15 protein-coding genes and 1 other annotated feature are annotated in these 13275 nt (G+C 40.4%); of the genes, 3 read left to right on the forward strand and 12 right to left on the reverse strand.

Annotation, left to right across the window (positions count from 1 at the left end; all coding sequences use genetic code 11):
• Nucleotides 1–168 precede the first annotated feature (168 nt).
• Nucleotides 169–447, forward strand: a complete 279-nt coding sequence (locus LQ226_RS06390) for a hypothetical protein (protein ID WP_231417016.1) — start codon at nucleotides 169–171, stop codon at nucleotides 445–447.
• A 21-nt stretch (nucleotides 448–468) separates the two neighbouring features.
• Here LQ226_RS06390 and LQ226_RS06395 read toward each other — a convergent pair whose 3' ends face one another.
• From LQ226_RS06395 to LQ226_RS06405, 3 genes are all read right to left on the reverse strand, one after another.
• Complete coding sequence (locus tag LQ226_RS06395; protein WP_231417017.1) at nucleotides 469–1149, reverse strand: alpha/beta fold hydrolase; 681 nt, start codon at nucleotides 1147–1149, stop codon at nucleotides 469–471.
• Nucleotides 1150–1221: 72 nt separating this feature from the next.
• Nucleotides 1222–2448, reverse strand: a complete 1227-nt coding sequence (locus LQ226_RS06400) for an MFS transporter (RefSeq protein ID WP_231417018.1) — start codon at nucleotides 2446–2448, stop codon at nucleotides 1222–1224.
• Nucleotides 2449–2615: 167 nt separating this feature from the next.
• Complete coding sequence (locus LQ226_RS06405; RefSeq protein WP_231417019.1) at nucleotides 2616–3368, reverse strand: phosphotransferase family protein; 753 nt, start codon at nucleotides 3366–3368, stop codon at nucleotides 2616–2618.
• Between the two features lie 95 nt (nucleotides 3369–3463).
• Here LQ226_RS06405 and LQ226_RS06410 point away from each other — a divergent pair, with 95 nt between their 5' ends.
• Entirely contained in the window at nucleotides 3464–3850 is a 387-nt protein-coding gene (locus LQ226_RS06410; RefSeq protein ID WP_231417020.1) for a hypothetical protein, read from the forward strand.
• A 275-nt stretch (nucleotides 3851–4125) separates the two neighbouring features.
• On the opposite strand, the gene LQ226_RS06415 is transcribed toward LQ226_RS06410, so the two are convergent.
• The 5 genes from LQ226_RS06415 to LQ226_RS06435 all read right to left on the reverse strand — a co-directional run bounded on the left by LQ226_RS06415 (nucleotide 4126) and on the right by LQ226_RS06435 (nucleotide 7463).
• Complete coding sequence (locus tag LQ226_RS06415) at nucleotides 4126–4518, reverse strand: nucleoside 2-deoxyribosyltransferase (protein ID WP_231417021.1); 393 nt, start codon at nucleotides 4516–4518, stop codon at nucleotides 4126–4128.
• 425 nt (nucleotides 4519–4943) lie between these two features.
• The gene (locus LQ226_RS06420) at nucleotides 4944–5840 is read right to left on the reverse strand and encodes a GNAT family N-acetyltransferase (RefSeq protein WP_231417022.1); all 897 of its coding nucleotides are present in this window, start codon (nucleotides 5838–5840) and stop codon (nucleotides 4944–4946) included.
• Nucleotides 5841–5851: 11 nt separating this feature from the next.
• Nucleotides 5852–6400, reverse strand: a complete 549-nt coding sequence (locus tag LQ226_RS06425) for a GNAT family N-acetyltransferase (RefSeq protein WP_231417023.1) — start codon at nucleotides 6398–6400, stop codon at nucleotides 5852–5854.
• Nucleotides 6401–6555: 155 nt separating this feature from the next.
• The gene (locus tag LQ226_RS06430) at nucleotides 6556–6837 is read right to left on the reverse strand and encodes a CD3324 family protein (protein ID WP_231417024.1); all 282 of its coding nucleotides are present in this window, start codon (nucleotides 6835–6837) and stop codon (nucleotides 6556–6558) included.
• A 197-nt stretch (nucleotides 6838–7034) separates the two neighbouring features.
• Nucleotides 7035–7463, reverse strand: coding sequence for a VOC family protein (locus LQ226_RS06435; protein ID WP_231417025.1), 429 nt, complete (start codon nucleotides 7461–7463; stop codon nucleotides 7035–7037).
• Between the two features lie 223 nt (nucleotides 7464–7686).
• On the opposite strand from LQ226_RS06435, the gene LQ226_RS06440 reads away from it, so the two are divergent.
• Nucleotides 7687–8517, forward strand: a complete 831-nt coding sequence (locus LQ226_RS06440) for a GNAT family N-acetyltransferase (RefSeq protein WP_231417026.1) — start codon at nucleotides 7687–7689, stop codon at nucleotides 8515–8517.
• 96 nt (nucleotides 8518–8613) lie between these two features.
• Here LQ226_RS06440 and argS read toward each other — a convergent pair whose 3' ends face one another.
• The 4 genes from argS to LQ226_RS06460 form a co-directional block, all read right to left on the reverse strand.
• The gene (argS, locus tag LQ226_RS06445) at nucleotides 8614–10323 is read right to left on the reverse strand and encodes an arginine--tRNA ligase (RefSeq protein ID WP_370635449.1); all 1710 of its coding nucleotides are present in this window, start codon (nucleotides 10321–10323) and stop codon (nucleotides 8614–8616) included.
• A gap of 42 nt (nucleotides 10324–10365) precedes the next feature.
• Nucleotides 10366–10582: a binding site (T-box leader), on the reverse strand.
• A gap of 162 nt (nucleotides 10583–10744) precedes the next feature.
• A complete protein-coding gene (locus LQ226_RS06450; protein WP_231417028.1) occupies nucleotides 10745–11494 on the reverse strand; it encodes an NRDE family protein in 750 nt (249 codons plus the stop codon).
• Between the two features lie 72 nt (nucleotides 11495–11566).
• Complete coding sequence (locus tag LQ226_RS06455; RefSeq protein WP_231417029.1) at nucleotides 11567–12067, reverse strand: GNAT family N-acetyltransferase; 501 nt, start codon at nucleotides 12065–12067, stop codon at nucleotides 11567–11569.
• Between the two features lie 184 nt (nucleotides 12068–12251).
• Nucleotides 12252–13121 carry a pirin family protein gene (locus LQ226_RS06460; protein ID WP_231417030.1) on the reverse strand — a complete coding sequence of 290 codons (870 nt, stop codon included), beginning with the start codon at nucleotides 13119–13121 and terminating at the stop codon, nucleotides 12252–12254.
• Nucleotides 13122–13275: the final 154 nt, after the last annotated feature.

Raw genomic sequence — 13275 nt, forward strand, 5'->3', positions numbered from 1 at the left:
CTAGTGTTAGTGTTAGGTATTGTGTTCTCTATCCAAAGCGTATTTGGACTCTATAAGAGTGTTAAGAAGCAAAGACTAGTTTCTTATTAATATGAATTTTTCTTGAAAGGAGCCTTTCTCAAACTAGAAGGTTCCTTTTTTAATCTTAGACGGTAGGAGTGTTATAGTGTGAAACTTGTTTTCGTATTCTTCATATCCATTCTATTAGCTGGATTAATCTCTGTTTTACTGTATCAATTGGGTAAAGATTCGTTTCCTCAGTTAATGAAGTATGTTCCTTCTATAGCTTCGGCACTAAGCATTGGCGTAATCTATTTGAAAATGATCTTCATTTCTCAACAATATGAGCCGATCACTGATATTATTCTTATGATGATTCTATCAGTTGTTTGTGGTGTCTCTTTAGTTGGGGCTTTACTAACAGAGTATGTAAGTAGGAAAATGTAAGTTTCTGTACGTCCTGTTACCTTAGTGATGATTTAAGAATTCCTCGACTATTAGATTATAAATTCCCCCACTATCTATGTTCGCAGTGTGACCTGCATAAGGAATTAACGCAACCTTGATATCCTTACTATGTTTTTTTACATATTGGATCGCATCCACCTCATGTTGATCATTACTTCCATTAGCGATTATCGCTGGGACCTGTAAGTCACGTAACCGCGCCTCGGATACTGAGGGGTAATGGTAAGTTTGTGAATACAAGACCTTCTTTAATGTTTGATACCACTTTTCTCCATGAAGTTTTTTTAATTGGTTAGTTATACTTGGATCGTTCTCTTCTATATTTGAAAAATACTTATACTGTTTTTCCATTACATCCTTTAAATGGTTTGGGATGAAAGGGGAATATCCAGTTAGGATCATCCCTTTAAGTAAACCTGGTTCTTTTAAGCCTACATGGATGGCAAGGGAAGCTCCTAAAGAGAGACCTAATATATACCCTTTGCCCCTTTCCTTGATCTGTGCAATAACCCATTCCAAAGCACCTTCAAAATAAGGAGAGTTTGCCTCAATCTCTGATGCACCATGTCCCGGCAAATCCAAAGCTATAACTTCATAATTTTCTCGAAAGAATGGAATTTGTTCTGCGAAATGAGAGCCACCTGTACCCATAAAACCATGTAGCATGTATAATTTATCCATCACAGCCACCTCAATCCTACTATTATTTCCTATCAATAAAAAGGGGAAGTCTTAAACTCCCCCCCTTACTTATTAAGAGTGAGCCTTCACCTCATACTTGTCACTGTACTCAGGAAAAGCAGTTTTGTTCACCATTAAATAAATCGTACCCCACAGTAAAAGAATGCCTGATATGACAAACGCATATTGAACTCCCATCCATTCTGTTAAGGCTCCAAACACTAAGGTGGCTACGCCAAAGACCAGTGAAAACACACCGGACTGGAGACCATAGATCTTAGGGAGCTGCTTTTCTGTAGCTTCTTTCTGCAAGAATGTTTGAAGCGCAACCCCTTTCACCTGGTCAAAGACACCATGCATGAAAGTAAGAATTAAAGCTGCCCAGGCGATCTTGACTAAACCGAATGGAAACGTAATCAAACCTACTACCAAAGAAGCTCCGATCATAAACAAACGCATTCGATTTTCTAATCGGTCATGATAGATGGAACAAATATACCCTCCTGCAATCAAACCAAGGAAGAAACTTGTGTTCAAATACCCCCACCAAGCCTCTGATCTTCCAAGTACCTCTTCTACATAAACATAGATAATCGCAGCCACCCATACAACATTTGCAATTGCCTGCATGGCCATTTCAATATGAATAACGCGAAACAATCTAGTACGCCAGATTAGGATGAACCCTTCTTGTAACTCCCTTATCATTCTCTTTTCCCCGGTCTCTTTCTTAAAAGGAACCGGATCATGGATTCTTTTTAATAGGACGGTCGAGGTCACAAAAAGGATAAAGGTAATCCAAATGAAGTGTTGTCCACCCAAAAAGGAGGCCATTAGTCCACCAATTGCCCAACCACCCAGCTGGGTGCTCTGTGTAACAATAGAGACGAAACTGTTTGCTTTAACGAGCTCTTCTTTCTTAACAAGCCTCGGTAACATCGCGTCTGTTGCGGGTAATGCCCACCCGTCTAACAGTGCAATAAGGAAAATAAACAAAAATAATCCTAGAACCGGAACATGCCCCATCGTATTCCATATGGCTAAGGTGGAGAGCACAAAGGTTTTACTCACTTGAGAAGCCATAAGCAATGTTTTCAGAGGAAACCGATTCATTAAGATCGGGGATACCATACCGCTCATAAAGCGTCCGAATGTATTTAGGAACGGAAGCATCGCTAAGAAAAATGCCGATTCCGTTGCAGCATACAAAAAGGTAATAACTCCAACTATATAAAACACATCACCAAAATTTGCGAGCATCTGCCCGCTCCATAATAATCGAAAAGAATTCTTCATCATACGCCCTCCTATTTATCAGATCGTTCTCTTTGATAAAAAGGAGTTTCTACATTGCGTTATGACCTACTTTCTATAATGAAATTCACACCAAACGTTCTCCTAAACAATAGGTTTTTTACATCAATTCACTTACACGTATCTATGGAGGGAATGACGAAGAATCTTCTCTACAAAACGGAACAATAATGATTAACAATAGTTAGAAGGCGGTTATTGTCTTCTGTTGAAACGTGTTCACCCAATCGAGCACCCGCTATAATGGGTGCCCATATTAAAACCTCTTCCTGACTTAATCCACTCTTTTCGCAGTAGAGACGCAGGTACAGCTCAGCCAGTTCTTTAGAATGGTGAAGATAAAGTAAAAAGGTCCGATAAACATCGCCTCTCGGGTCACCTGCACTAGCATCTACCCAGTCAATAATCTGAATATCTGAATCTGTTCTAATCAGATTATATAGATGGAAATCTCCGTGGCAAAGCTTAGGCGTATAATTCATACTTCCTAATAACTCTACTAATTTTTCTTGTTGGAAAGAATCTAAAAGCCTCGCTCCTTGAATTTGTTCTGTTAGCTTTTGGGTCATCGATTCCAGTCCAGTACAAGAAACGTTATGAATGGAGTATTGCACTTCTACAGATTGTCTTACCTCGTTTTCTACTTGATCCGGATGATCCATAAAGCGATCTCCTAATGACTTCCCCTTTACGTATTCCATTACCAGGGCTGGTTTTCCTTCAACCGTTGTCACTTCTACTACACGCGGTACCGGCAGTCCACATGAACGGGCAAACTCTTGTTTCTTGGCTTCTTTCAAAGCTTCGGTATTTGGTAAGTGGTCTTTGAATACTTTTATAACCTGGTCCTGACTTAAATAAATCATGGCTGTATTTCCTTCTGCTATCGGCTCATTAAGATTCATGCACGTCTCTCCTTGCGATCCTTCATTTCCAATAAAGCACATCTTTGCTAGAATATGAAAATGAAATACATCTCAACTCGTAAAGGATGGTTCTAATGATGAAATGGCTAATTCAAAAAGCTTTGTACGGCGTTGTATTAGCAACTATGCTTGTCTTAGGAGGATACCGCCTCTTCCTTTTTGAAGGAGAATTAACAACAGGTAATGTCTATTCATTTGTTGCTTATTCCATTGTAACGATTGGTATAGCATTTGGAATCACAAAAACATTTAGAAGAAAAGAAACAGAAATCGGATCTGGCTTTTACGCTTCCTTATTCTTTCTTTTAATGTGGGTGTTCGATTTCCACCAGGTCATTCGTTTCGACTTCACGCTCGAAACCAATGTCATTATCACAACTGGTCTGATTACTTCTATTGTCGTATCCTATCTACTGTTTAAACAAAAGATGCCTAAAGAAGAAGCAATCACCAGTTCATGAAAGACCCCGACTAACGGGGTTTTTTTAAGCTTGAGACACCAAAGGATGTTTTACTAGTTTAGGGTAAGGATGATACGTTGTATGTTTCACAAAAAGAACATCGTCTTCCTGGATGTAATATATGTACTCCATATACGCACCCACCGCCCCTTCGCTATCCTAACTGTCCCATCTATTTCTTGATATTCTTAACGATTAGCATGCCAATAGCACCAACAATAACAAGCATGATTAGCATAAGAATAATACCGGGAATTCCGAAATTACTTAACATTTTACTCCCCCCTTTTTAGATCTATAGTCTTGGAGATAACTTCATCCAATGAATCTGAATATTGAATTTCAGGGAGATGGTAGAACGTACTTGTCTTTGTGAAATCCTCTACTTCTCTGTTAGGAGCATACAGGATGATCGTTTTGTTCAGAGCAAGAGCCATCCCAAGTTCAATATGCGTTCCTTTTCCACCTGGAAGAAGAATCACTACAAGATCCGCTTCATATACTCCGTCTTTCTCTTTTTGGCCAATTTCAACAAGCGCTTCCTTACTAGCCGCCCGTTCATTTTCGGTCCAGTCATATGTATGTATAAAACCTCTCTGAATCAACTGATCACGAACAAACTGTACTTGTTCTTTATTTTGGAACCCTGAACCGATATAAAAATTCATTCCAATCTTCCTCCCGATCTCCTCTACAACTTTCCTACTATCTTCCTTAATAAAAAAGCGTCCACTTACACACTATTACCTGAATAGTATGACAAAACGCCAAATGTTTTACAATACTTTACAGAGTTTGGGTGAATTCTTCTATTATGGAGGCTTTAGAATAGTCTTGTGGAAAATGTTAAAGAGGAATAAAAGAAAAGGGATGGAATATGAATACACATATATGATCTACGATAGAAAACTGGGAGTACATAGGTGAGGAATGGGTCCTTACGAAGGAAATTGAGGAACCCATACAATAATTTTTCCTCAAAGGGAGGATAAACTCTATCTAAGATCGCTTATCCTCCTATATTCTAAAGTACTCATCTAGACTGCACATTCCTCACATTTCCTTAAGCACTATGCGTTTAATTGGAGAAGGATCATCCATCTTCTCTCCCCACTTCAAGTTCATAATTCTCTAACTCACTGATCTCTTTGAAACCAGCTCTTTTATATAGAGCAATGGCCCCTTCATTCTCTTTCGATACACAGATTGATATTTCTTGGATTTCCTTATATGAAAAGAGATGTTCTAGAACAGCGGTAAGCAACTGATGGCCAACCCCTTTCCTTCTATATGCTTCTGAGACCCCTATATATTCAATGGACCCTTCCCTATGATCAGGATTCGCCTCTATATACACATATCCTTTCAAATTTCCTGAACCATTCTTTACGAAGAGAAGCTTATGATGTTCATTAAGGCGGTTTACAATCGTTTGTGCACTGAAGTAGGTATGAGGAAAAATGGTATCGTGTAATGCTTTGAAAAGTTCAAAGTCTGAAGGAGTGTAAGAAGATAAGGAAGCGATTGTCTCTTCATCTTGTTGCTGGGCGAGGGTGGTTTGGAGGACAAGGTGATGGTGCTGCTTTCTCGCTCCTACTCTTGATAGAAATGTTTTAGCTTCTTTATTTTGTTTATGGATCATAAAAGAGAAACTCGTTATAGAAGACGGTAATTTCGCCAGTAAATCTCCCCATAACGTTTCAGCTAGTTCATCATCAGCCTCCTGCCGAACAAAAGGCCCCCATACTTCTCCACTCCCATCATCCAGATTAGCATCTACTCCCATAGCGCCTACTATATGACCACTTTCATAACAAACGGAAAAAGAAGAAACAGGATCAAGATCCGAAAAATCAGACGTTAATGTATCATAAATTTCTTCTATTTCATCTCCCGCATAGCCGATGTGGGTTGCGGGGTCTTTATTGAGTTCTGAGATAAAATGTGCTACTTCCCTTAGATGATATGGCCGGTCTATAACTGTTTTCATTTTGCTTCCTCCTAGTTGTGATGCTTGACGAACTCCTCTTCTTTCAGCCCCATTAAAATAGAATCATGATACACGCCGTCATAATACAAAGCATCCCGAATTTGACCTTCTTTAACAAACCCAAGTTTTTCATAAGAACGAATGGCGCGTGTATTATAAGAGAATACATCTAGCCCAATCCGGTTGAGATTCAACTGCCTAAAACCATAATCAATTAGTAGCGAGAGAGCTTCTGTTCCTAAGCCACCTCCCCAAGTTTCTTTTACAAATAAAGAAACTCTTACAAGCGCTTTGCGGTTCAACTGGTCGATCTCAAGTATTGCCATGTCTCCTATCGGCTTTTCATCTTCCTGCTGACAAATGAGGAGGTCGATTCGATTTGAATCCTCTCCTATCTTTTCGAACCACTGCTTCACACTCTTTCTATTAAAAAAGGCTTGAGTTCCTGTTAATCGTCTAACTTCAGAATCCCAAAGGCCTTGGTTATAAAATAGATCTAAGTCCGCTTCTTCTATAGGCCTCAGGAACACCCTTTTACTCTCTAAAAATCGAATTGTCATATCTTTCCCCTCCTAATCACTTCAAGTATACAATCTAAGAATACAGTTATATAGAAACAAAATGGTTATAAACTAAAGTTGCCCTAGCAGAGAAAGGTGTTAGATAAAAAAGCGCCGCTTTCAGAGCGGCGCTTATCTCATCCATATATTTATGTTCATGTATAAAGGTCATCCTTTTTCTTATAAACGATCTTTTTAACCGTTTCCTGTGAAAGAAAAAAGCAGGAAGCAAGCTCTTCAATCGAAGCGCCATCCAAAAACGCTTCTTTCATGCGTTCATTGCGTTTCTCTATTCGTTCTCGAGCTCCGCTGTTGGCGCCCCATTTTCTATGAGCCTTCTTTTCTTTAGGGATATAAAGTGTTTCTCCCTGGATGTATTTCTGAAGTTCCATGACTAATTCTTCTGGTAATACGTTTGTTGCGTTCACATATTTCATGTTTAGCCAGCTCCTTAATTGATCCTTGTTCTGATTCAATAAGGTGCAAAGCCTACATGATTAGTTTCTACCTGCTGGCGATGTGAAAAATCTCTTCCTCATGCAAAGAATCGCCCTCTAATCATAGGCTTTGCATGAGCTGTTTTCGTTTTACACAACATGGTTCTGCACATCCTTGCTACCACCTTTCTATTCGATTAAAGACTCAACATTACTCCCTTTTCGTCAAATGTTGAATCAGGATTATACGCCACTTCCCAAACATTATGTTCCGGATCTTGAAAAGATGCTGAGCGGAAGGATGAATCTTCTGTTACAGGGGGCTTAGTCACTTGTCCTCCTGCTTCCTTAACACGGGCAATTGTCTCATCAACCTGCTCAGGGGCATCCACGTTAATGGCAACCGTCACTCCCTTAAAAGTACCTAGTGGTGGGGGATCAAGATCTGTGCCCTGAATCAATTTATCGTAAGAATAGAGGGAAAGCATAACTCCGGCATTTTTGAATACAGCATAATCACTATACCCATGGTTCGTCTCCTCCCAGCCTAAATTTTGATAAAATTTCCTGAGCGCTGAAACATCGTGAGCTCCTATTGTAAGTAAGCTAACGCGCTGTGGTACCATAAACATCCCTCCCAGTTTTAATCACTTACATATGTATCTTTACTTTGATCAACCTCACTCCTCCACTGCTAGCACATTAAAACCTCTTAGTGTCCAACAATAAACCCAAAATCTTGTGAATTCCGAAGCACACCTTCATAAAAACTGTTAATATTGTAACATATTTGAATAATCTGACTTATAAAATCATGGATTATATCACGAAAACTAGAGGAGGGTCATAATGATCAGTGAACTAAATCACAATGAATTTTATAAATGCAAAACTTTAATCAATGATGAGGGTCACCTGGAAGTTAAAGCAATAATAGAAGGAAATAACCGAGGTCGAATCTTTGTAGATCATACTGATTCTCCGACAACAGGACTAATTTGGTTAGGTAACCATGATGGGTTTTTCTTCATAGGAGATGAAGGAAATGAAGAGTTTAATCATGATTTAAATGAATTTATCGATGACGTAATTTTTCCTGAAGCAAAGGAGCTCGGGTTGAAGCATTTTATAGCCATAGGGAATCATTCAGGTTGGGATCAAACAATAGAGCGTATCTTTGAACAACGTCCTATGAATGTAAGTCATCAAAGTGTTTATAAGTTAAGGAAAAGCCAAGTTAAAGAAACAAATGTACCTCCTATTGAAAAAGATTATAACGTATTCCAAATCTGTAGAGAACTTTTCGAGAATAAAAGTCTCACCATTGAGAATATAGATTTTTTACACTCTAAACTATTAGAATTCTGGTCTTCCCCAGAGGACTTTTTTCAAAAAGGAATAGGGTATTGCGTAGTCCATCGAAAGAGAATCGTAAGTTTATGTTTCTCAGGATTTGTAGCGGAGAATACTCACGCCCTGGATATAGAAACAATAGAGACCTACCAGGGAAATAAGTTAGCTCAAAGAGCAGCTCGCTCCGTAGTGAAAGATTGTTTAGATAAGGGGATGAAGCCTTATTGGGATTGCGAGGAGGCAAATACACCTTCGAATGCTATTGCCCGGAAGATAGGATTAGAGAATGAATTCAAGTACTTAGTGTACATTTTTCCGATTGAGTAAGAAGAGAGAACACCTAAACACTTTAAAGATTGCTAGAAAACGGGGAAGAGTGTTGACCTCTTCCCTATTTCTACTAAGCCTCTTCTATCTAAGGATCTACATCTCTTCAGGCACCTCAACTCCCAGAAGGCGTAGTCCCTCACCGATCACAATAGCGACTGCTTCCGTCAACGCAAGGCGGCCATTCTGGTAGGAACCTGTTTCTAAAATGCGTACATTCGCATAATAGGCATTAAAGGATTGTGCCAGTTTTAATAAATATTTCGCCACTTTTGAAGGATCGTAATAATGGGCAGCTTGTTCAATCACTTCAGGGAATGCGGCTACCTTTTGTACTACAGACCAAGCGTAACCCCAGTCCTCTGCATTGAAAGAATAGGAAGTAACGTCCCCCTCCGCTTTTCTCAAAATAGATTTCGCACGAGCATACGTATATTGCAAGTAAGGCGCTGTTCCACCTTCGAATTTCAGCATTTCCTCATAAGAGAACTCTACATCATTTAAGCGATCGTTCTTTAAGTCGTGGAAAATGACCGCTCCAACACCAACTTTACGTGCAACGTCTTCTTTCTGATTAAGACCCGGGTTCTTCTCTTCTATATTCTGTTTGGCAAACTGAATTGATTTCTCGAGCGCCTCTTCTAAGAAGACAACTTTCCCTTTGCGGGTCGACATTTTCTTCCCGTCTTTAAGCATCATGCCAAATGGAACGTGAGTGATTTCGTCTGCCCAGTCGTAGCCCATTTTCTTCAACACAGCTCTTAATTGTTTAAAATGCAAGCTCTGTTCATTTCCCACCACATATAAAGAGGCAGCATGGTTATATGTTTTCTTTCTAAATATAGCCGCAGCCAGGTCACGCGTGGTATATAGGGTGGTTCCATCAGATTTTTGAATAAGAGCTGGTGGCAGACCCTCTTCATCCAAACGAACGACAAGGGCTCCATCAGATTCTTCAAGTAACCCCTTTTCCTTTAAAAGGGTAAGGATCTCTTCTGACTGCTGGTGGTGGGAGGATTCCCCTTTATACGAATCAAACGAGACATTTAGCAGGTTATAAATCCCCTTAAATGATAGGAGAGATTCTTCCTTGAACCACTTCCATAGCTTTATTGCCTCCGGATCTCCTTTTTCAAGCTTTACGAACCAGGCGCGCCCCATTTCCACAAGTGACGCGTCTTTTTCCGCTTCTTCGTGGAACCTAACATATAACGCCAATAGCTCTTGTATAGGATTGCTACGAACTTTCTCTCCTTCTCCCCATAATGTATAAGCCGCAATTAACTTTCCAAATTGAGTCCCCCAATCTCCAAGGTAATTGATGCGAACTACATTATAGCCGCACTTCTCAAGGATCTTTCCAACCGCATTCCCTATAACCGTAGAACGAAGATGACCCATGGAGAATGGTTTCGCAATATTTGGGCTTGATAGATCCATGGGAATGGTCTTTTCATTCCCAAATGTATGGCTTCCGTATGTGTGAGCACTCTTCAATACCGAAGTCATAAGCTCTTTGGTGTAGGCTTCCTTGTTATAAAAGAAGTTCACATAAGGGCCGACCGCTTTTATAGTAGACACCACAAGAGGTGAGAGCTTTATACTCGCTGAGAGATCTGCTGCAATTTGTGATGGATTCTTTCTAAAGACTTTTGCCAGTTCAAAGCATGGAAAAGCTAAGTCCCCCATATTCTCGTGTTTTGGAACTTCAAGGAGCTCATCTATCTTTTGCAGTGAAAGGTATTCATGTAATTCGTCACCTAATGCTTTTGTAATTTCCTTTTTAACGTTTTTCATTTCCTCCATCCTTTCTCTAAACAAAAAACCCGCCTCCCCTCCCATTACAGGAGGAGAGACGGGTATCGTTTCCGCGGTGCCACTCTCATTACCTTTCTTAAAGAAAGGTCAGCTTAGGTTCTTGTTAACGGCAAGTACCGATAGCCCCTACTTTCGTTCAGAGCTATACCTCAAAAGTCCGGTTCGTCGCTTTCTTACCACCAGGCTCCCACCGTCCCCGGCTCTCTTAATGTCTTCCAACGACTACTCTCTTTTTCTTAGGTTACGTTTGTTTAATTGGAAGAAATTATATATGAAAGAATGGAAGCTGTAAAGAAAAATTTATTCTAGGAATTTCCCCCTCAACTTGCAACCCATATATTATTATGAAAGAGGGAAGAACGATAAAGTCCTAATAGTCGCTATTCTGTATAAATCTATTCTTTTATCTTTATAATTCGAACAGACGGTCCTCAAAACTACCGTCGCTATAAACGCGTTCCACAAACCTTGAATGTCCTCCCTTTTGGTACACCAACGTAGACGCTCTTGTCCCGTAATTCGGCGTGTCTATAAACAGGGACGACAGACTCCGCTCCCACTCAAGGGGAATGCCTGTATCAGGCAACTCTTCATCATTTGCGGGTTCAGCATGCTGAAGTGTTTGGAATAAGCATGCATCCACATTATCTGTTTGACTCTCCAGGCAATCGGATAGCCATTTTTTCCCTTTTATGACTTTAGGCCAGGGAGTATCTAACAAATGATTACTTAAACCATAGATACCAGGTTGCAGTTCCCGGATCTCTCCTTGCCGGTTTGAATAATAATATAAAGAATCCCCGTCTGAGACGATCAAGTTAAAGCCCGGATAAGAATGTTTCCTTTCATGAACGGCCTCGAGAAACTCTTGTGGTGAATCCGTCCCTTTTAAGAAATCACTAACCAACTCCCCACGAGAACGTGTCCCTCCTTTCTCTTCATCAGGGCCACGGTAATTAGTTAGAGCAGCGAAGCGACCTACCTTCGTAACGCCCATCCACGTCCCCATTTTCTCAAGGTCCCGTCCAGCCAGTATATGTGGAGCATCCTCCCAGAAGTGAGCTTTGGCGGTTTCTCTTTGGTAAAATTCATCCCGGTTCGCGGCTACAACTAAATCATATGTTTGATCCACTTTATAAGCTAAATTAATTAAACACATTTTAGCCCTCCTTTCTTACGAGGTATCAAATGTAAACAGAAGGATTAGTTTTCCTCAAGAATTATATGTGGGCTACTTATGATTTGAAATAGAATACAAGAGCACGTCTTGACCAGAAAATGTGATAGACCGCTCCACGCTCATCCCAAGCTTTTCAGCCACTCTTCTTGAGGCAAGGTTTCCTGGCTGGATGAGTGATATAAGCTTTTTCGCTTTAAGACTTTTGAATCCAAAGTCTTTCAGTGATCTAGCCACTTCTGATGCATATCCCTCTCCCCAATGAGGACGAGCGATCCAGTAACCAATCTCCCACTCTTCTTTACCATCTACCATTTGCGGAACAATGCCCGCATGACCCAACTTCACCTCATCTTCTTTTCTTATCAAAAGTTTCAACCTGAGGTTTGGGTCTTCTTTATAGGTCTCTAGAATCCGATTTATCAAACGAGTTGCCTCTCCCTCTTCTTTCACACTACCATTCCCTATATACCTCATCACTTCTGAATCTTGTAACATTGCTGCGAGGAAGGGTTGATCTTCTTCTTTATAATCTCTTAGATAAACTCTTTCCATTCCTTCACTCCTGACTTTCTCTGCCTACCCCTAATTATTTCAAACCAATCTGAAAACGTCTACTTCCACCCATAAATCATGTTCCACTCGGCATTTCATCCTATGGTTCATTTGCTTTACAGACAGCTCTTTCAAAAAAGACCGGCTAGTTCACGATGAACTAGCCGGTCTTTGTTTATCCAAATTAAACTGCAGGTGGTCCGAATTTCCCGTCTCTGAAGTCTTTAAATGCTTCTCTAATCTCGTCCATGGAGTTCATCACAAATGGCCCATAAGGAACAATCGTTTCTTCAATTGGGAGACCTGAATAAACAAGAACTCTTGTACGTCTTTTCTTTGCGTTAAGTGCTAGGGTGCTTCCTTTATCTGACTCTCCGTTGGCGCGATAGTCTAACGTTGCTACACCATGTTTCTTTAAGGGTGTTTGATCTCCGCCTACTTCTACTTCTCCTGATAAAACATAGACAAAAGCATTATGATTCTCAGGTAGCTCTAGTGTAGTAGAAGCCCCTTCTGAGAGATTTACTTCAGATAACGTAATAGGCACGATCGTTTCCATAGGCCCTTTTACACCGGCCACTTCGCCGGCATATACCTTTATGGTTCCTTCATCGACATTCACTACTGGAGCATCTTCAGCATAAACGTTCTGGTATAAAGTTTCGGATTGCTTTTGTTCTTGTGGGAGGTTCAACCACAATTGAAGTGTGTGGGCTACGTCGTCTTCTACGCCGTCTTCAGCATGACGTGCCGCCCAACCCGCGTTCATATATTGAACATCGCCTGGTTCTAAAATATCGCGTCCTCCGCCGTTGTCGATATGCTCCAATCGACCATCAATCACGTACGTAATCGTCTGGAACCCTCTATGAGGATGGTCAGGGAAGGTCCCTTTCTTAAACCAGTCCTCAGCCATAAGGATAAACGGGTCAAACTCTTTCCACCGATCAGCCGGGAGTACCCAACCTTTTTGGATAGCCGGGAAGTTCATTTCTTCATATTCTACATACCATGTATCCCGTACATGTCTGTTCAGTTTGTCTTCATTCGCCATATTAAACTCCTCCTATGCCAATAGTGATGATGACAACTTTTCACCCAGTATAAGAAAAAGTTGATCGTGCAGTTATATTTCCATTCCCTAAATTGACAAACAATATATCTATATTTATACTAACGTAAGTGAAATAGTTTGTATAGCAACTAAC

The organism is Pontibacillus sp. HN14, from assembly GCF_021129245.1.
Taxonomy (GTDB): Bacteria; Bacillota; Bacilli; order Bacillales; family BH030062; genus Pontibacillus.